Here is a 20,757-nt window from a genome sequence, read left to right as displayed (position 1 = left end):
TGCTCCTAGGTGCAGTCCTTATATCCTTCTCTGGAAAACTTTGACACTTCGGCGCGGATTCTTTCACGGTCTTCAGGGTGTATCAGGTCTTCAAACTTTATTTTTCCAGAGGTGAAATCTTCAGTGGTGTATTCCAGCTTTGTGATATTTTCAGAGACAAATTCAACGGGCCAGCCCTCTTCTGGCTTACACAGAAATACAAACACGGGGCTGCTCTTGATGATGTTTTTTAATTCATTCTTCTTTTTCAGTGCCTTTTGCATCGACTCTTCGGCTTTTTTGCGTTGGGTAGCATCGCAGAGGGTGCCCTGGTAATGGCTAACTTTTCCGTCTTCGTCTCTTCGGATCAGGACCTTGACCTCAGCCCAGCGCGTTTCTCCCGAAGCTGTCACTATTCTGTATTCCTGTGTCAGCTCAGTGCATCCCTTTTCCGAGCATCCGGCAATCTCAGATTTTACCCTTTCAATATCCTCAGGATGGACAATGTCAAGATACCTGATATTTCCGGAGATGAAGTTTTCAACTGAGTAGCCGAACTGCCAGACGTTTTCCGTGATAAGTTCCACAGGCCAGTTCCCTGTTGATTTGCACAAAAAAATAACTATAGGGCTGCTATTTATAAGCGATTCCAGATTTATATCGAATTGTTTCATCGATCCAATTCCTTCATTTTAATTTTATGGATTACCCATTTCCATGAACTATAGACTTGAAATGTTGACCTGTTCAGGGTTAAGGGAACAAACTCTACGTAAACCACTGGTTTTGAGCTACTATAATGTTAAGGGTACGGGTATACCTGCAAAAGTGCTTTAAGGCGGGTTTCCACTTCCATGGCTGAGTGCCCTGAGAATTTTCTGTTTTGGGACTCAGGAGCTGCCTGTATTTAAAAAACTGAATTCTTTTCAAATAAAATGGAAGTACTGGCTTATTTATCTTTTTATTCTTTTATTTTTTTTATTTTTCATCTATACTTATATTACTTAAATTGCATTTCTTTTATATTTTTAATTTTTTTCTCTATTTTCTCTTATAATTCTCTGCAGTCTTTGATCAACCTGTTGATATTCAAAATACCAAAATCGAGGTCTTCTGACCTCCTCTTCATTTGCTGCACGGGACTGTAGCCGGTCTGCCCTCAGGTGTGAAAAAACAACAAGCGAACTAATGTCAATACTAAAAAAGGCCCAATACTATGGAGAAATACCCCATGCATGAAAAAATACTCCCCTTGCCCCAGCCGTTTTTCAGTTCCCAGTAAAGGGAGTTTATGGAAAGACATATTTTTTTATAAACCCTGTTTTCTACACAAATTGTAGGTAATACCTTAAGCAATTCTATGTTTTTCTATGATTCATACTTAATCCTATATACTATACTTAGACGACAAAATCATGGTTTATTTCTTATTTTGAGCTTCGGTTTTCTGGATACATTTATATATCCCCCTTGTCTATATAGATTCTGTACGATTCATTAGTAACTCCTCAGGGGGCTTATTTATTACCAAGGATAAAAGAAAAGTCCAGTTTACCGGAAATTCTACCTATATAGTGTCCCTCCCCATTAAATGGGTCAGAGATATAGGGATTGAGGCCGGAGACACCCTTACCCTTACACCCATGCCTAACAAAACCCTGCTGGTTTCCTCCAGTGTGGTTTCAAAAGACCATTCTGCCCTTAAGGCAACTATAGATTACCTTCACTCCGATAGTGCGGAAAACAACCTGAGAATCCTTATTTCACATTATCTGGTAGGTTATGACGTAATCAGGTTGACCACTAAAAAGGGTTTCAGCGCCTATGACCGTAAGTTTATAAAGGATTCTGTGCGCCAGAAACTTATAGGTCTGGAACTTGTGGAAGAATCTAGAAATGAGCTTGTCTTCCAGTGCCTCCTGAACTACAACGACCTTCCTCTAAGCCGTGTAATCAAAAACATGTATGGGCTTGTTCTTTCCATGCTTGAGGACTCCATGACCGCCCTTCGGGACCATAATGTGGAGATCGCAGAGGACGTCATCCAGAGAGATGATGATGTGGATCGTTTCTACCTTCTCTCAGTCCGTCAGCTAAAGGCTTCAATTGAGGATATCGAACTTTCAGAAAAAATAGGAATCAGGCACCCGCGGGAATGTCTTGGGTACAGGCTTATTACCAAGAGCATAGAGCGTGTCGGAGATCACGCGGTTAAGATAGCTACAAATGTACTTAAGATGGACTCCGGAATCAGTACTGATGACCCTATTTTCAAGATGTCTGCACTCTCCCAGAAAGTTTTTGAGAGCTCAATAGATTCAATGCAGGAAGAAGACCTCCAGGCTATAAACAAAATCGTTGTTGAAGCCAAAAAAGTTTCCCAGTTCGGAGTTTCTCTTGAAAACAAGAGTGGAGAAGGCTCTGGCAACATCGAGCTCAGCATGATCCTCGAGAGCCTGCGGAGGGTTTCGGAATACAGCGCCGATATCGCAGAAGTTGCCCTCAACATGAACATAAAACAGGTCTAAACCCCGAGTTTCGCTTCGGGAGCACGAGGTCCTTTTCGCTGCGCTCAAGAGGACTAATTATGGGTAAATAACTTTTTTTCCTTTTTCCTTTTTCCTTTTTCTCTTTTTCTCTTTTTTCACACAACTGCCTTACGGAACTGATATGTCCCGAGGAGAACCATGATTCCGGCTCCTGCTGCGAGTCCAAGGATTCCGTATACAGGGATCGTTCCTTCAAACAGCATTCTTGTGCTGTCTATGGCATAGCTGACAGGATTGAGTCTGGCAAGTGCCTTCAACCAGGCAGGCATGACTTCGTAGGGCATAAGCGCACTGCTTGTGAAAAAGAGCGGCATGCTGATCATGCTGTTCACAGCTGCATAGCTGTCATGGTCATTTAAGTATAGGCCTATCATAGTTGATAGCGCAGAGAAAAATACCGAAAACAGAAACAGGGTCAGATATATCAGAACTATATTTATCGGGTTCAGTACCCTTACCCCAAGGAGCGTAGCCATCAGGAGGATCACAGTTGCCTGCAGCAGGCCCCTTACGCTGATAAAGAGGATTTTTCCGTACAGCAGGCTTTCACGTGGGGAGGGCATGGCGAGGAACTTATTCAAAAAGCCCAGTATTTTATCAAAAATCATAAGTGATCCGCCCTGCAGGGAGGAAAAGAGAGTCGTCATGACAAGGATTCCAGGGGTGATAAACTCAAGGTAGTTATCAGTAAATTTTGTGGGTAGGGCAAGCCCGACAAATACCAACCAGGCTGCAGGCATTATAAGTGAAGAAATAACGGTAATCCTTCCTCTGAGCCATTTTACGAGGTCCCTTTCAAAATAGTAGAATACTGCTCTCATTATCTTCGCCTCAGAAGGTTTCTAAACTGGGTTGAATTAAATCCTGCCTGCTCTTCAGGAGTTTTGACTTTTTCGAGGAAAACGTCATTGAGAGATGCATTTTCTCCTATTGAACTTACAAGGTTTTCAGGAGAGCCAACAACTGCTATTCTGCCTTTGTCAATAATAGCAACCCTGTTGCAGTACTTTTCTGCCTCTTCAAGGTAATGAGTGGTCATGAATATGGTCATCCCTTCGGCTTTTAGCATCCTGATATGTTCCCAGATCTTCCTTCTTCCGCTTATATCCAGGCCGAGGGTGGGTTCGTCCAGAAAAAGGACTTCAGGCTCGTGCACAAGCGCCTGAGCAAGTTCCAGGCGCCTTCTCATTCCTCCCGAGTATGTTTTTACAAGGTCACCGGCGCGGTCCGAAAGGGCCATCATTTCAAGCACTTCATCAACTTTTGAGTTTCGGTTCGGAATCCCATAGAGCTTTGCATAAAGCAGCACATTTTCCCTGCCCGTGAGCTTTCGGTCCACTGCCATGTCCTGGGGGACATAGCTTATCTTTGACCTTACTTTTTTGGAGTCCCTTACAACATCATACCCGCAGACCTTTGCAGTTCCGCTGCTTGGTTTTATCAGGGTTGTAAGCATCATGACTGTCGTACTTTTGCCTGCCCCGTTGGGCCCCAGGAGGCCAAAGATCTCGTTTCCCACATCGAGGTCGATATTATCAACAGCAAGCAGGTTTCCGAAGGATCTGGATAATTTTTTTATTTCTATCACAGGTATCCCCTTGCAATCGCATAAACAGGCCTTAAACCTGAGGTATAATAAATTCCACTTGTGTACATATTGTAAAGAAGCTTTATGATCACAATACTTATGGCAGCAAAAATACAGACCGTGACCATTGCCTTATCAAGTTCCGAAAACTTCAGTTTTTTGAGGTATGTCCTGTCCGGATTTGCCCGGAAAGCCCGGCTCTGGATTGAAACTGCAAGGGTGCCAGTCCTCCTTACACAGTTTGAGAGAGTCGGAGTCAGTATATTAAGGGACGTTTTTACGATCCCTGATCCGAACCTTTTAGGATTAAAACCCCTGAGTCTCTGGACTGTTACTACAGTAACCACTTCAGTGATTATTATTGGCAGGAACCGGACTGCTGTTACCACCATAAAGGCCACGCTGTAAGGGACCCTGAGCCCCACAAGCCCGTTTAGCATATCCCTTGAGTCCGTGGTCCAGCACATCAACAGTCCAAGGGACAGGATTGAAGCCGACCTTAAGCCCTGAATTGCGCCGTGCCGGAGCCCTTCCTCATATACGAAAAGCCCTCCGTTTGTCAGCCAGCCCAGAACCGGAAAATCAGGCTGGATTATGGTAAAAATCACGGTTCTTGGAAGCTGGGAATAAAAAAGAGCCTGAGAGTAGATAGTCCCCCAGATCAAAAGCACGAGTAGTAGGGTCAGGGTTTTGAGCTTTATTGCTGGCATCCTTGCAAGCGCAAATCCCGAAAGTACGATCAGAAACAACAAAAACATGGTTTTGGGATTGTCCAGGGTTACTGCGACAAAAGCAGTGGAGATCAGAACCAGTATCTTTGCCCGTGGGTCCATCCTGTGAATGATTGTGTCTTTAATCGTTGGTTCTGCAATTGATCTGGCACCTATCATATTATCACTTCAGCGTTTCTAAAGGTCAGCATTTTATCACTTCAACATTTTATCACTTCAGAATTTATCACTTCACATTTTATCCCTTCAACATTTACCACTTCAGAATTTATCACTTCAGAATTTATCACTTCAGAATTTATCACTTCAGAAGTTCTACGGGTCAGCATTTCCACAAGTTCCGTGACCGAAAAGGCGTCCACTCCCAGATAGTTCGCAATCTCAACAACCGGGGGCTGGGTAAGGGAGGCTTTCCTGAGGATCTCGATGTTCTTTATGACCTCTCTTCCCTTTCCATCTGCTATAATCCGGCCCTCATTCATCACAAGGATTCTTGTAGCATAGAGCATTGCAATTTCGATATCATGGGTACAGAAAACCAGGGTGGAATGGTTATTTTTGAAATAATCCATCATCTGTTCTATATTTACTCTATCCTGCCCTGTTGTAGGTTCATCAAGGAGAATGATTTCAGGATTTATGGAAAGTACCGAGGCAACGGCTGTCCTGAGCCTCTGCCCCCGGCTCAGAGATTGGGGGAGGTCCTGCTTGAGGTTTAGAATTGACATGGCTTCAAGCGAGGTCCTTGCCCTTTCCTCGATATTCTTATACTTTAACTGAACAGGTCCGAATCTCGCTTCTTCCTCAGCTGAATCACAGAAGAGCATAAGGTCAGGGTTCTGGAATACGAACCCGACTCTACCTGCAAAAGAATACGGGTTTCTGGGTTTTGTGTCCTCCCCGAGGACCTTTACACTTCCTTTGTATGGTTTGAGCATGGCTGCAAGGTTCAAAAGCAGGGTTGATTTGCCTGAGCCATTTGTACCCATGACTGCAACTCTTTCGCCTTTACGGATTTCCAGATTTATGCCTTTAAGTACCATCCTGTTTTTTTCATATCCTGACCATATATCCCGGATAGATATTATAGAGTCATTATTTTCTATAGGACCATTATTTTCTATAGAATCATTATTTTCTATAGGATCATTATTTTCTATAGAATCATTATTTTCTATAGGATCATTATTTTCTATAGAATCATTATTTTCTATAGAATCATTATTTTCGGGAGATCCAGCTCGTACTTCAGATTGTGCTTCAGTATCTTCTCCCGGGTCCGGAAAGAGCTGAGGAGTTTTCATATTTTCTTTAAAGTTTTTCCTGTTCAGCACGGCAAGAGCTTCCCTGACACTGAGGGGACTTGCCCTTATTCCCAGTCTGTGGCAGAATTCAACGGGCTCAGGAACCCGAAGTCCCAGCCTGTGAAATACCTCCAGATTATCAAAAGCTTTTGAAGCGGGCTGGTCAAAGATTATTTTTCCGCAATCCATTATGACAATCCTATCTACAAAGGATGCAAGATCATGCAGCCGGTGCTCAACCAGCAGAATGGTCATCTTCAGTTTCCTGTTAAGTTCCCTCACAGTATTCAGGACTTCCAGGGTGCCCATCGGGTCCATCTGGCTTACCGGCTCATCCATGGCAAGGATTTCAGGCATCATAGCAAGCATGCTTGCAATGCAGATCCTCTGTTTCTGTCCCCCCGAAAGCGAATTCGTGGAGTCCTGTCTGTGTCCGGACATCCCGACCATCCGAAGGGCTTCTTCTACCTTCTTATCAATCTCTTCTCTCTCCATGCAGAGGTTTTCGGGCCCAAAGGCTATTTCGTCCTCAACGGTTGTAGAAAAGATCTGGTCATCGGGGTTCTGGAAAACAAGGCCTACACCTCTTGAAAGCTCCATCTGGTTTGAATCTCTGGTTTCTATCCCGTTGATCCGGATGCTGCCTGAAAATATTCCTCCGGATTCATGGGGAATTATGCCATTAAGGGTTTTTAGTAAAGTGCTCTTCCCGCAGCCTGTAGGTCCTGTCAGGAGGACGAACTCCCCCTCCTCTATTTTCAGATTGACCCCTTTTAATGTCGGTTCCGTTCTTCCGGGATAGGTGTACCACAGGTCTTTTATCTCTATCATTGTACCACCTTTATTCTGCTCCACTGTACCACTTTATTTCTCCTCATTGTGCCACCTTATTCTGTCTGCCATCTTTATTCTGCCACCTTCTTCAGCCTCTTTCCGAGGCTTATTCCAAACCAGGCTCCAATGAAAGTGTAGAGGAAGCCATCGATCAGGATGTTTGCCATAATATACCAGTCGCTGTAGAACAGCCTGTAGAGCACCATCCAGACACTGAAGGACGCATACCCGCTGGCCATATCGGCAATTCCGCAGACAATCCCCATCCTGAATCTGTTTTCCGGGGCCGGGTTTTTACCGGTAATCCCTGCAGCATACATCAGAACCTCCAGAACTACCGCGCTCAGGGACAATGTTATGAAAGTAATCGGGGTGAAACTCCCGGTTATAAAGCCTCCAAGCAGGAACCTGACCATCATAAAAAGGCTTACAACTCCGGGTTTTGGAATCAGGACTACGAGAGAGGCAATGAGCATGTAAAGGAGAATCTCGTGGAAGAGCCCTGTAAAAAGGAAACTGAAAGGCCCGAATACTGCATGGGATAGCTCCCACAGAATTGTCATAGGCAGGTTTATGGCTGCAAAAGAAACAGTACCAAAAAGGGAAATCAGCACAAGGTTACGGGTCTTAAACCTGTCCATTATCTCTTTTGATCTTGAAAAGAAGAGGCTTACTGCAGTCAGTCCAAGTAAAGAGGAGACGAGAGTAATTATTATGGGTCCCCATTTCCTGGAGATTGCAGTTATTTTTTGATCTTTTGTTACCGCAACCCAGTCGCTGCCTGTGAGCTTTACCTTTACTCTTAGCAGGTACTCTCCTCCCATCGCATCCTCAGATATATAGAGAGGAAGGCTTACCAGCGAACTTGAACCCGGGGCAAGGGTTAAAGTGGCATAGCACAGGGTATCGGCGTTCATTCCCATAATGGCAGGCTTAAAAGCTTTTACCGGCTCTCCGGTCTTAATGTCAAGGACATCATATGTAATTATAACAGGGACCGTACTGTCTCCATTGTTGGTAATTTCCACTCCTATGTAGGTTGAAGTGAGTTCCTCCCTATCGAGCTGTAGGTCTGTAACCTTCAGCAGCCTTTTGAGAGCAGGCGAGGTTTCCCGGATGATCAGGGTGCTGGCAGGATGACTCGGGTCTCCATATCCGTCCTCATCCGATGGTACTGTAAGTCTGGATACTGCGATTTCCCCTGCGATTTCCTCTTTCGAAGCAACCTTAAGCCGGGTCCTGCGCACAATGGTATGCTTATTTCCTTCAACCTCAACAACTGCAGTTGCCGTTATGTTATAGGTCCCGGGGGAAATGTCAGCAGGCACATAAAAATCAACGAGCCTGTACCAGTCTTCGTACTCGGTCTGAAGTGAAAAGGAATGGACAGGAGTATCCCGGAGCACAAAACCCTCAGGTAAATCAAGTTCCATTGTCACATTCATATTTCCGTCATAATAGCTCTCAAAAAAAAGGTATGCAGAAAGGTTGCTGCCTCCGACTGCAAGACCGCTTCCCTCCACTCCATGTGGGGCCTGAATCATGAATGTGGTCATATCTTCAGGTTTGAATTCCTCGGCTGCTGCGGGTTGTATTGCCAGCACCAGTACAAGGAAGAAAAAAACTATGTTTTTCATTCCGCAACCTTTTTCACTTGAGGATTTTTCGGATTTCCTGCATCTTCTTATCCCAGTCAGGGACATCTTCAAAGCTCATGATGTCCACAGCTCCTCCCTGAAACTCTCCTTCTCCTGCCAGCTCTTCCATCCAGCTTTCTATCTCAAGGTAAGAGTTTTTCAGGTCTTCAAACACCTGCGGGTCAGGGTTCCAGAGCCCTCTTGACTGCGCTTCAAGGAGCCTGCGAGACATTTCCTCAAGAGCGTAGGGATTGTTCTTTTCAAAGAACCTGCGCATTTCTTCATCAAGCACAAAAGCCTTTGTGATATCATCAAAGATCCAGTCATCCACTTCCTGAGTAGAAGCTTCCCAGCCGTAGACTCTTCCGACTCTCTTCGAAATGTCCTGTGCGCCCTTGTACCCGTGCTGTCTCATGCCTTCGATCCATTTCGGGTTTAAAAGCCTGGTTCTTACGACCCTTCGCAGTTCATCGGCCATGTCCCGGACTTCGACATGCTGCGGTTCTCTTGTATCTCCAAAATAGACCTTCACGTCCCTGCCCGAAGCCTGTTTGGCGGCAGCCGTGAGCCCTCCGTGGACTCCAAAGTAACAGCAGCAGCCAAGGAGGTCGTACTCATCACTGACTACTTTGTTAAAGGTAGCGTCAACCGTCTTGAGGTTTGAAGCAAGCTGGGTGTGGGCTTCCTGGCCCTTTACGTCTTTTCCATATGCATATCCGTTCCAGTAAAGGAAGATGTCTGCCAGGTCCTTTTCGTCCTTCCAGGCACTCGCATAGACTGCAAGCTGCACCCCTGCGGAATAGGCCCCGGGTTTGCTTGAAAAGATCCTTAAAGTAGCTTCTCTGGAACCCGCTCCTTCCTCAATCATCCTGTGGCTGTGTTTTCCCGGATAGTTCATGTCCTCCGGTTCATCAAGCGAAGCCACAGCCTGGATTGCCTCATCTATAACCTCCAGGCAGTTCGGGAAATTGTCCCTGAGGATTCCGGAGATCCTGATAGTAACATCAATCCTGGGCCTTCCCAGCTCTTCAAGGGGAATAACAGAGAACCCCTTAAGGCGCCCATTGCCAAGCCAGAGCGGTTCAACCCCAAGCAGGCTCATAATCTGGGCCATGCCCTCTCCATCAGCCCACATGATGTCGTTTGCCATCCAGTAAAATGCTACGTTTTCAGGATAACGGCCCTCCTCTCTGAGGTGTTTATCAATCAAAACCCCGGAGAGCTGCTGTCCTACTCTCCAGGCAGCTTTTGTCGGGACCCGTTTTGGGTCAAGAGAATAAAAATTCCTGCCGGTTGGCAGTACGTCATCCCTTCCGCGCATGATCAGGCCTGAAGGTCCGGCCGGGATATACCCTCCTTCAAAACCATGCAGAAGAGCTTCAATTTCCAGAGAGGCATCTATTCTGGACTCAAGGTCAAGAATCCTTTCACAGATTGCAGCAGCGATCCGGGAGGAGGTCGGGTTTGTGCTCTGAACCTCAAAACTCTGTTCTGTAAAACTCTGTTCTGTAAAACTCTGTTCTCCGGAATCCTGTCCTATAATACCCGTTTCTGTAAAATTCTGCCCGGCAAAAATCTCTTTGATTATGCTGGTCGGCTCTTTTTCCGGGTTACTTATGAATGTCCTGATGAAATCTTTTGAAAGCGAATCAATCTCCTCAAGCCTCTGGCCATTTGACTTCCCATTTGCTGAAATCAGGCTCTGGTCAGAGATCAGTTCGTCAAGGTCAAGCCCCAGAAGTTCTGCAATCAGCCTCCGGATCGAAACCCTGTTTCCCACACTTTCCTGGTCATCGTACCTTAAAATCGAGTTTATGAACTCAACTTTCTTCTCGCCCTCGGGGAGCTGCCCGAAGATGTGCATCCCGTTATGGATCTGGCTGTTCCTTATCTTTCCGAGAGCTTCATGCGCTTTCCTTATAATTTCCTCAAAAGGAGGCTGGTGGTCAGCTTTTATTTCGGAGTCCAGGTTTGATTTTTTAATTTCGTCAAGGATCAGGTGCTTCAGGGCATGTGCTCGTCCCTTGTCATATTTTACCTGTTCGTATTCCCCGAGCAGCCTGTCAAGTTCTTCAAGGCTTCCATAAAGCCCTCCCGAGGTCATGACCGTCTGCATATGGTCAATAAGGCAGGCAAGGCTCCGGCGTTTGGCAATGGTGCCTTCCGGAGGGTTATCGGAATTGTAAATGTAGAGGTGGGGAATAGTTCCGATTCCGATATCAGGATAACAGTCTCCTGAAAGTCCCACCCCTTTTCCGGGCAGGAACTCCAGGGTGCCGTGGGTCCCTACATGTACGAGCACATCAGCTCCAAAAGTGTTCTCAAGGTACCTGTAGGTCGCAAGGTACTGATGGGTTGGCGGAATATCCGGGTCGTGCAGGATCTTGCAGACTTTTCCGTCACATCTGGCTCCTGCACACCCGCGTTTTGGTTGCACACAGACAACAGCATTTCCATACTGTACCCCGGTCACAACGATTTTGTTTTCATAGACCATTGCAGCAGGAATGCCGTTGACTTCTTCCCCAGGCGGGTTTCCCCATCCCTCGGTCATCCTCTGCCTGACACCCGGGCTCAGGGTATTGAAAAATTGTTCATATTCTTCTTTTTCCACAAAAGCCAGAACCCCTCCGTTCTTTACGATTTCATTAATCGGGGTCCATCTAAACTCGGAAATTGCTTTTCTGTTGAGGATAGTTTCAATAAGTTCCCTGCCGTCCAGGGGAGAGTTGACTGCATAGCCTGCTTCCTGCATCCGGTTTAATATCCTTGCCACGCTTTCAAGGGAATCAAGGTTTGCAGCATCCCCAACCGAGCCCTCAACCCCTGTGCAGGGCCTATTGTGCAGGATAAAAGCAACCTTTCTCTGGTTAACCGGTTTTTTCCGAAGGGTTATCCATTTAAGGACCCTGGATGCAAGTTTTGAGCAGCGTTCAGGGATAGGGGCACGACCTATGTAATTTCCTTCCTTTTTGCCTGCCCCTATTATAATGGGCTCAATTACGCCCTCAAACTCAGGCAGAGCCACGCCCCATCCGATCTCAGTGCTTAAACCCTGTGACTCCTGCCATTGTTCTAATGTGATGTAGTGGGAAATGACAGGCTGGAAAACAGGGACGTCAAGGTTCTGTAAAAGTTCAACGCCTTTTGCTGCACATGAGCTTTTATCTTCTTTGTTTTTATTGCTCATTATGAAAAATGGGGAGAGTTTCACAAGAGCGTCTATGACGGTTTTTCCGTTTTCCATAAAGTAATCTTCAATGACCTCATCCATGCCCCTGCTTCCAAGTTCTTTATCTTTTAATGAATAAGCAAAAACTGGGATAACAGAAAGTCCCAGGGTTTCGAAATCTCTTATGAGGGTCTTTTCAATCTCAAGGTCATTGTTTACCCAGGAAGTCCTGGAAATAAGCAGCCCCACGGTTTTGTCCTTCAGGGGCCCGTACCAGTTCAGGTACTCCCGGAGGCTTGAGAACATTTCCCTTGCGTCCGGGTGATAGAGCCCGTCCCATGGAATCTTTTCCGGGGGTTTTACTTCAATCTCAGTTCCACAAACCTCTTTTGAGATGTAGCACAGCATATTTCCAAAGTTTTCTTTTCCTCCATATATTATGTAAGAAAAACATGTAGCTGCGATCTCAAGTTTCACGGAAGAAAGGGTGAAACTGGAGGGGTCGCTTCCCACACAGATTACGGGTATTCTTGTTTTTAAGGGTTCGAGCCTTTCATAGAATTCTTCCCAGAAAGGATTGGCTATATGGTAAATAAAGACGGCATCAGCCTGCTCACATGCAGAAAGCACCTTCTCAGCTTCTTCAGGGTTTTCTTCCAGGATTTTTGAGTAGTAAGCCTCGAGCTCTATTCCCTGTTCCTCTGCTGCTTCAAGAAGCGTGGGGATGTATGAATTCCAGGTTACTGAAACAATTTTCATTCTTTCCCCTCATGTCAGGATATGCACTCTATATTCTCCGAGCACTGTGCCGTCATCAAGCCTTGCAGGGGCTTCTAAGGCTGCGATATACCTTCCATCAGAAGAGATGTCAGCAGATACCGTAATTCCTTCGGTTCCGTAAATCTGGCTGAGCCTGGAACTTGCACCTCCGCTTTTTGAGACGTCAAAGACATAGACCCCGTGAACGCTTCTGTCCTCGGTTACCAGGTTCTGGGCAAGGGGGATCACAAGATAGCGGTCATTCCGTGCACATTCCCCTGCATAGCCGTCAAGTCTCCATTTCCACAGCAGATTGCCGTCATAATCATAGGCAAAGAGGCTGTTCCCGCTGGGGTGTTCAAAAGGAGCATCCTTATTTTTATCTTTGGAGAAAGTGCTCCCGATTGAAAAGATCAGGGTGTCGTTGACAATGTAAGCATAATTCGCACTGCCGTAGATGGGTACTCCACTTACGACTATCGGGGTTGAGATGTTCTGCTGCCACGTAATTTCAGGAACCCCTGTCTCAATGATCCGGGAATTATTGAATAAAAAGGCCCGGCCATCACTTGTCATTGTTATTATCTGTTCCCCGTCAGGAGTAATCTGTGTGCTGTACCAGATTGCAGAATAGTCAAAGAACGGTTCAACTGGTGGGATTTTGTAGCTCCAGTGCTCTTCTCCCGTATTTCCTTTCAGGACATGCACGGTCCCATCTTGCCATTTATCTGCCTTTGTAAAACAGGTGGTGCCAAAAGCGGCGTATTCTCCGTCAGGAGTGGCATCAATCCATGTAACCCCCGAGTCCATGAGTTCGGATTCGGGGAATTTCCAGCGCAGGTTGCCTTCAGGGTCAAAGGAATAAACCCTTCCGAGGTACTTGTATTTCTCACCTATATAGCCGCAGGCCCTGCTGGCAGCGACATAAATATTCCCGTTCGAATCAAGTTTTATCTTTTTCATTGCAGGCATGTACTTGAGGTCTGAACCCAGGTCTTCACTTGCCCCAAATTTCCAGATTTCGGTACCGTTAAGGTCAAAACAATAGATCAAAGCATCCGGGCTCTCTTCTCCTACAATAAGGCGCTTGCTGTCCTCTGAAAACTCTATGTCCGCGATTCTCGCATCCGATATCCCTTTAACAAGCTGCTTTTCCCATACTTTATCACCTGTTGCAAGCTCTATAAGTTTCAGAGAACCTCCATGAGTTCCAATGGCAAGATAACTATTGTCAGGAGAAAATTTCGTTACACCTTTTATATTCGTGGAGGTTTTTTCGATGGGTCCGGGAGTTACATCCTCAAGCTCTATGGTGTACTCCTCTTTCAAAGCCGGTTTTTCAGGAGCATAGACCTCCAGAGCACCGGATGTCCCCAAATCCGTTATCACCTCAAACCTGTACCGGGTTTCAGGGTTCCAGTCAAAAGCTGCAAAGGCCTGATCTTCGGTTTTTTCAATCTCCAGAGAAGCCACAGGGTTGTTGTCCGAAGAAATCCTTATCTCTGAGATATCCACCTCATTTTTCAGGGTTAGCAGGGCTCCGGTCCTTGAGAAAACTACCGAGTCTATGGGTACCCCGGATTCGGAATTACTTATTTCCTGCGTATCCTGTATCCCTGATCCCGAAGCCTGGGCCGATCCGCTGCTGCCGGGCTCCTGGTTTTTTTCAGCACATCCTGCAGTCATTAAAGCCAGTATAAGCAGGGCTATCAAAAGTTTCCATTTCATTTTCTCACCTGACAATTATTAACCTGTGTTTTCCGGTTACATCCCCATTTTCGAGCTGCAGAGGGACTTCAACTGCGGCTACGGTGCAGTCCGAAGAAATTGCAGCATCTGCAACAACCCCTTCGGTATTGAAGGTCCAGAGCAGCTTTGAATTCCCATTCCCGGATTTCCGGTTTCCAAAGGCATGGACCCCATGGACCTGAGTATTGCCTGAGGACGTATCTTTTCCGACTGGCAGGACAAAGAACCTCATATCCGGAGAGAAGAAGATCCCTGCACAGCGTCCTCCCAGGCTATAAGCCCAGGAAACTTCTCCTGTTTCTGCATCGCATGATATGAGGGAATTTTCAAGGGGGTGTGCCATGGGGATTTTATCGGGGTAGTAGGCAGGAAGTGTAGCTCCTGTAAGGTAGAGTACCTCATTTTCGGCAGCAATTTTTGCATTTTCGCCATAAGTATAGATGACACTTCCTTCAAGCTCCTCCGGAGTTGTCACATTGGACTGCCATTCATCGGAGTACCACTCTGATTCGCCGTCGCCTGGCCTTTTCATCTCCAGGTCATTAAAAAGGTATTTTCTTCCGTCCCCTGTATAGGCCGTTACCCTGGATCCGTCATCCGAAACATCAAGTCCGTGCCAGATGGCCGTAGAAACAAAATAAGGCATGAACGGCGGAATTTCGTATTTCCAGCGGAGATTTCCGCTTTCATCCACAGAATAGACGACTGCTTCCGTTTCAAGGGAATTTGTCCAGTCCCCTGTTGAAAAAACCACATTTTTCCCATCTTGGCTTGAATCAATCCAGTTAACACTCCGGGCGTAATTTTCTGCCGCCGGGAGTTTCCAGGCAAGAGTACCTTCGGGGCTGAACCTGTATACCCTTGAAGCAAGTCCATATCGGGAATCTTTCCAGTATCTGCCTGCCGCAATGTACACAGCATCATCAGCAGCCGTTATCCTGTATATGCAGGGCTGGTATTTCGGATTGGGGTTGGTTCCCAGATCATCTGCAGTCCTGTATGTCCGGATCTCATCTCCTGTGCCGGTATCCAGGGAATATATGCAGCCCTCAGCACTTCTCTCCCCCGCGAGCAGGTACTTTCCGTCTTTTGAGAATGCGAGATCTGAAATGTTTCCTTTGAGGGCTTTTTTCCAGAGCACCTTTTTTTCCGGCACGTCAATAACTGTAAGGTTCGAGCCTGTCCCTACAGCCACATATTTCCCATCCGGGGCATACCTTACACAGTCCTGGACACCCAACCTTCCTTCCAGAATATTCTCCGGGGTCACATCTCCAAGCTCATACTCCCAGTAAAGATATGGTGAAGCTTTTTCATGAGGCGTTATATTTGCCTGATTAGGCTCGCTGCCTGCACTCTCTCCCACGTTTTCGTCAGCTTCATCTGAAGATATGTTCCCGGAAGATATTACATCGGAAGATATTACATCAGAAGATATGCATCCTGAACATACTAAAAAAATCAGTGTAAATATGAGCATCAATATAACAGTATTTTTTTTCATTTTCAGGCCCCTCTTGTTTTCAAGCTCCTTTGATTAATTTCATGATTGGCCGTAAATCTTCAGGTCTGATATTTTCAAAACGTTCCTGTACCGGGTACTGTTGTCTCCAAGACCTGCACTCACGCTTAAAACCTTAATATTTTCAGCAGGACCGCAGTATCTGGTATAATCCTCAAAGAGATCTCTTTCAACCGGACTCATAGGAATCCCTGCGATTACAACAGAAGGAGAAAAACGCCGCCTGTTTTCTTTATCCCGGTAATAATCCCCCTCAGATTGTGGATTCATGCTTCCTGCAGCAACATAGTAAATTGACTTATGGTCGCTGAATGTAATCTTTAACCATAGGCTAAAGTTGTCCAGGTCTTCGCCATTCCAGTTCCAGGAAATTTTTCCCGGAGACAGGCTTACATCTTTATTCCACACACCTTCCCCGGTCATGGAAGGGTTTTGAGTATCAAGATAAAGTTCGTTGCCTTTGCAGTTGAGAAAGTCTCCTTCAAGGGTGCAGTCACCTTCGAAATTTCCCTCGTATACTATCTTTTCAGCAGACGTTGTTTGAAAATACAATATTGCCAGAACTGCAAGAAACAGGAACATGAATCCCAGTACAATATTTCTCCCTGGCTGCATGAAAAACAATCATTGCCTGAGAGTTAATAAACATTTCGAAATAAATTTATATTTTACAAATATAGTTATACTTTTTTTCAAGTTATGATTACTCTTCATGACTTATTTTTAAAAATAATATTCTTAATAAATAGCTTAAAAATTTTTGCAGTAATCAACTAATATCCTATTTTGAGCTGGTTCTTTCTAATTTTAATCATCAATAGGCAATGTATAAAATCTCTTCCATAAATACAAAATGCTGCAAAGTCAAAAATGTATTGTGTTTATATGGTTTTCTTATAACTCAAAGTTATTTTCTGCTTCTGAAAAAACGAAAGGGTTATTTAGTACTATGAATGTCCTAATTCTTATGACTATTATTGATACTAATTATCGGATTTTACAAATATCGCGCGTACTTTTTTTTCTATTAATGTTTTCATGTGTCCTTTTAGGTGTCATTATTCCTGCTGAATGTGCTATTGAACAGCGAGGGCCACTCGTAAGTATTGCAGGGGGAGATCATCACATTCTCAATGGAGAAAACTGCCCCGGGTTTTATTATTCAACCACTTCCGGAACATACTATGAGTCACTGGAACTTTCTTCTTCAGAGGACGGATTTATTGAAACAGGAGATGCGGTCTATACTTCAAAAATCAGTTCCGGTTCGACTGCTTTTTTCGGGAAGAAATATAAGGTTCTTGAGGATGGGCTGCTTAGCGAAAGCCTGGTAAGTTACGGAAGCCGTGATCTTCAACAGGGTAATGATTTTGATCTTGGAAATGGCTATAAACTGGTGCTTCAGGGGATAAATGGGGATTATGCCCTGCTTGAATTTCAGAAAAATTTTGTCCCTATTACTACGGAATCCGTAGAAGAAGGATCAAAATTTAACTTCAAGACAAGGATAGAAGGCACGGAATATGTAATTCTGGAAGGAACTCTGGACAAGGTTCTTGATAGTAAGGACCCCGTTGTGCGCCTTACAAGCGTAAACCGGTATTCAGATACGCCTCTCAAGGTCGAAACAGGAGATGAATACGGCAAGTTCGAAGTCACTGCGGTTACGAGTAAATATATTGAGTTGAAAAACAGAATGCCTATCAGGTTGCAGTTCGGAGATTATGTCTCCATCCTTGATGACCTGATCGATTTCAGGGTTGCTGATAATGTGTATCGGGCATGTTCTTGCAACATGACCAGGGATACTATCAAATCGTATAAGATCAGGGGCACATCCCTGGCTGTAAACCGCTCGGATTCCTCTCCTGATTCCTGCACCTGGACAGCTGATTCTTTTGGTATGCTTTTTTACGATCCTGAGTACAATCTCAGTACAGAAAGCCTTGAACTGTCCCTTGATGCCGGAAATGATTGGATCCCTGAAGGGGGTCTGGTTTATGAATCCCTGCCTGTTAAAGTCGCATATAATAACCCGGAGATGAGGGATTACTGGGAAGACTGGTTTAATGAAGGATATTCCGTGCTTGGCTGGAACGGTGGAAAATGTGCATCTCTCGGTAGTGACCGCGGTATTGTAAATATCCTTCTGGATGAGGATGAAAAACTCCTCCATCCGGGCGAAGAATATGACCTGAAAGAAGGGTATACCCTGAAAGTCACCGATCTGGATTCTGATAATGCCTGCCTGACTGTTTTCAGGAACAACCTCCCGGTTTATTCAAGCATAATTTCTCCCGGTAAGTCGGCAGACCTGGGTACTCACACCCTTCTCTACACAAAGGAGCTAAATGGGGTTGAAGTGCCTCTCTTTTCGGTATATGTTGACAGCGTCATACAGGGAGAGGAACTCTCTGCTGTTACTCTGAAATACCTTCTGCATTTTTCTGACAGCCCACTTGGACTGGATTATGGGAAGGAGTTCGGAGAGCTTACTGTTGTTGAGACCTATCCGAAAATCAGGCTCGAAAATAAACATGCGGTCTGGGCTGGTTCGGAAATCGAGGTAACGGAAGAAATCCGGATTGGCCGGTTTGAAAAGAAGACCTCAGGGAATCTCTACGTGACCTTTTACCCTTTCATGAACAGGGTGGAAAATGTGGAATCTATTCTTCCTTCCTCCACTCTCCTGTCCATACCTGTTATGAGTATTGAAGAATACCTGGTCGGAATCTGATACAATTTCTTGAGGTGAAACCATGAGGGACCACAACATCACGATCTACCCTTTTTCCGCTATAGTCGGGCAGGAAAAAATGAAAAAAGCCCTGGTCTTAAATCTTATCAACCCTAAAGTGGGAGGGGTGCTGATCAGGGGGGAAAAAGGAACTGCCAAATCAACTGCAGTCCGGGCGCTTGCCAATCTCCTGCCTGAAATCGAGGTGGTTGAAGGCTGCAAGTTCAAATGCAATCCTAATAATAGAAACGAACTGTGTGAAGAGTGCCTTGAAAAACTAAAAGCAGGGACCCTGAGAATTTCTCCGGTAAAAATGAAAGTTGCGGACCTGCCTGTAAGTGCCACTGAAGACCGGGTTGTCGGGACCCTTGATATCGAACATGCCATCAAAACAGGGGAAAAGCGCTTTGAGCCCGGAGTGCTTGCAATGGCCCACAGGGGCATCCTGTATGTGGATGAGATTAACCTTCTCGATGATCACCTTGTAGATGTGCTCCTGGACTCTGCGGCAATGGGGATAAACACTATTGAAAGAGAGGGGATCTCCTACTCCCATCCTGCTAACTTTGTGCTCGTAGGTACCATGAACCCGGAAGAAGGGGAACTGCGGCCGCAGTTGCTGGACCGGTTTGGTTTATGTGTGGATATAAAAGGTATCAGTGACGTGTCCCGGAGAGTTGAACTTATAAAATACAGGCTCAGTTATGAGGCAGACCCTGAAGCTTTTGCAGCAAACTGGCTGGCTTCCGAAACCGAGCTTTGCGGGCAGATTCTTCTGGCTCAGAAACTGCTTTCCGATGTCTGGATTTCAGATGACCTGCTTGAATTGATCAGCCAGATCTGTATTGACATGGGAGTGGACGGGCACAGGGCAGACCTCACCATGATGAAGACCTCGCTCACGCTTGCCGCTTTTTACGGAAGAACTGAAGTAACCGAGGAAGATGTCCGGGAGGCCGCAGGGCTTACTCTTTCTCACCGCATGCGCAGAAAGCCTTTTGATAATCAACCCGATAAACAGGATAAACTGGACGACAGTATTGAGAAACATAAGGAAAAGCAGAAGGAAAAACAGAAAAATCAGGACGAAAAACCGAAAAATCAAGACGAAAAACCGAAAAATCAAGACGAAAAACCGAAAAACGATGATCGAAAAGAGAAAGATAAGCACGAGCAGCAAAATAAAGGACCGAATAAAGACCCGGATCAGCAGCACAAACAAGCTGAAGGTAATCACCAGGAAGAGCCCGAAAATCAGAATACAGAGCAACCGGACGCTTCTTCGGAAACCACTTTTGAAATCGGGGAAAACTATCAGGTAAAAAAATTGTCTCCTGAATTTCGCAGAGCCCAGCGAAACGGATCCGGTAGGCGCAGCAAGGCCCTGACCCGGTCTAAAAAAGGCAGGTATATAAAAAGTTCAATTCCTCATGAAAAAACCACGGACCTTGCCTTTGATGCCACTCTGAGGGCAGCCGCTCCTTTCCAGCTTACACGGGAGAAGAATGGCAATTCCGTAGCAATTCATGAATCCGATTTCAGGGCGAAAATACGGGAGAAAAAAATAGGCAACCTTGTACTCTTTGTGGTTGATGCCAGTGGTTCTATGGGCGCCCGGCAGCGCATGGTTGCTTCCAAAGGTGCAGTCCTTTCAATGCTTATGGACGCCTACCAGAAACGCGACAAAGTGGGGCTTATCGCTTTTAAAGGGGACAGTGCGGAACTGTTGCTGCCTCCTACATCCAGTATAGAACTGGCTCAAAAGTATTTGCAGGAAATGCCTACGGGTGGAAAGACGCCTCTTTCGCAAGGCCTTGTAAAAGGGTATGAGGTCATAAAAACCGAACTCCTGCGTGATCCCGACACCTGTCCTTTTATGGTTCTGATCTCTGACGGCAGGGCCAATGTCAGTATGAATGGAGAATCTCCTCTTCAGGAAACAAAAACAGTAGCTTCCCGGTTAAGAGATGAAGGCATACAATCTGCTGTAATCGACACGGAAAACAGCATGATAAAATTCGGGTTTGCACAGCAGATTTCTACCGCCCTTGGGGCCACATACCTGACCCTTGAAAATTTAAAGTCAGATTCTATAGTCAATGCGGTTCGAGCTTCAGCTCCGTTTGATCTCCGGTCACCTTCAGGTGATTTTTCAGTTTGAGTCCTTTTTTTCAGTTTGAGTCCTTTTTGATTGCC

Annotated in this window: 13 protein-coding genes; 3 read left to right on the top strand and 10 right to left on the bottom strand. The window is 45.6% G+C overall.

Going from position 1 to position 20,757, the window contains the following annotated elements; all coding sequences use genetic code 11:
- Nucleotides 1–5 precede the first annotated feature (5 nt).
- Nucleotides 6–653 (bottom strand): PAS domain-containing protein, encoded by a 648-nt coding sequence (locus EO92_RS17315; protein WP_082108217.1) that lies wholly within the window; start codon nucleotides 651–653, stop codon nucleotides 6–8.
- An 849-nt stretch (nucleotides 654–1,502) separates the two neighbouring features.
- On the opposite strand from EO92_RS17315, the gene EO92_RS15680 reads away from it, so the two are divergent.
- Nucleotides 1,503–2,507: a phosphate uptake regulator PhoU gene (locus EO92_RS15680; RefSeq protein ID WP_082108214.1), complete on the top strand. Its 1,005-nt coding sequence runs from the start codon at nucleotides 1,503–1,505 to the stop codon at nucleotides 2,505–2,507.
- Nucleotides 2,508–2,623: 116 nt separating this feature from the next.
- On the opposite strand, the gene EO92_RS15675 is transcribed toward EO92_RS15680, so the two are convergent.
- From EO92_RS15675 to EO92_RS15635, 9 genes are all read right to left on the bottom strand, one after another.
- A complete protein-coding gene (locus EO92_RS15675) occupies nucleotides 2,624–3,349 on the bottom strand; it encodes an ABC transporter permease (protein ID WP_048161127.1) in 726 nt (241 codons plus the stop codon).
- Nucleotides 3,349–4,116, bottom strand: a complete 768-nt coding sequence (locus EO92_RS15670) for an ABC transporter ATP-binding protein (RefSeq protein ID WP_048161126.1) — start codon at nucleotides 4,114–4,116, stop codon at nucleotides 3,349–3,351. Before EO92_RS15670 ends, EO92_RS15675 begins: the two co-directional genes overlap by 1 nt.
- Entirely contained in the window at nucleotides 4,113–5,006 is an 894-nt protein-coding gene (locus EO92_RS15665; RefSeq protein WP_048173042.1) for an energy-coupling factor transporter transmembrane protein EcfT, read from the bottom strand. Before EO92_RS15665 ends, EO92_RS15670 begins: the two co-directional genes overlap by 4 nt.
- Nucleotides 5,007–5,047: 41 nt before the next feature.
- A complete protein-coding gene (locus tag EO92_RS15660; RefSeq protein ID WP_235283372.1) occupies nucleotides 5,048–6,982 on the bottom strand; it encodes an ABC transporter ATP-binding protein in 1,935 nt (644 codons plus the stop codon).
- 74 nt (nucleotides 6,983–7,056) lie between these two features.
- Nucleotides 7,057–8,622: a hypothetical protein gene (locus EO92_RS15655; protein ID WP_048173078.1), complete on the bottom strand. Its 1,566-nt coding sequence runs from the start codon at nucleotides 8,620–8,622 to the stop codon at nucleotides 7,057–7,059.
- Nucleotides 8,623–8,635: 13 nt separating this feature from the next.
- Nucleotides 8,636–12,553, bottom strand: coding sequence for a cobaltochelatase subunit CobN (gene cobN / locus EO92_RS15650; protein WP_048173039.1), 3,918 nt, complete (start codon nucleotides 12,551–12,553; stop codon nucleotides 8,636–8,638).
- A 9-nt stretch (nucleotides 12,554–12,562) separates the two neighbouring features.
- Nucleotides 12,563–14,281, bottom strand: a complete 1,719-nt coding sequence (locus tag EO92_RS15645) for a WD40 repeat domain-containing protein (protein ID WP_048173036.1) — start codon at nucleotides 14,279–14,281, stop codon at nucleotides 12,563–12,565.
- Between the two features lie 4 nt (nucleotides 14,282–14,285).
- Nucleotides 14,286–15,806, bottom strand: coding sequence for a WD40 repeat domain-containing protein (locus EO92_RS15640; protein ID WP_048173034.1), 1,521 nt, complete (start codon nucleotides 15,804–15,806; stop codon nucleotides 14,286–14,288).
- A 39-nt stretch (nucleotides 15,807–15,845) separates the two neighbouring features.
- On the bottom strand, nucleotides 15,846–16,439 hold the full coding sequence (locus EO92_RS15635) for a hypothetical protein (RefSeq protein WP_048173032.1): 594 nt from the start codon (nucleotides 16,437–16,439) through the stop codon (nucleotides 15,846–15,848).
- Nucleotides 16,440–16,854: 415 nt separating this feature from the next.
- Between EO92_RS15635 and EO92_RS15630 the strand changes: the two genes are divergently transcribed.
- Both EO92_RS15630 and EO92_RS15625 read left to right on the top strand, forming a co-directional pair.
- Complete coding sequence (locus EO92_RS15630; protein WP_235283371.1) at nucleotides 16,855–18,561, top strand: S-layer protein domain-containing protein; 1,707 nt, start codon at nucleotides 16,855–16,857, stop codon at nucleotides 18,559–18,561.
- A 22-nt stretch (nucleotides 18,562–18,583) separates the two neighbouring features.
- Entirely contained in the window at nucleotides 18,584–20,722 is a 2,139-nt protein-coding gene (locus EO92_RS15625) for a putative cobaltochelatase (protein ID WP_048173030.1), read from the top strand.
- Nucleotides 20,723–20,757 lie beyond the last annotated feature (35 nt).

Origin of the sequence: Methanosarcina sp. 2.H.A.1B.4 (assembly GCF_000979385.1) — an archaeon.
In the GTDB taxonomy this organism is placed as follows: Archaea; Halobacteriota; Methanosarcinia; order Methanosarcinales; family Methanosarcinaceae; genus Methanosarcina.
This window is presented reverse-complemented; position numbering and strand designations above follow the sequence as displayed.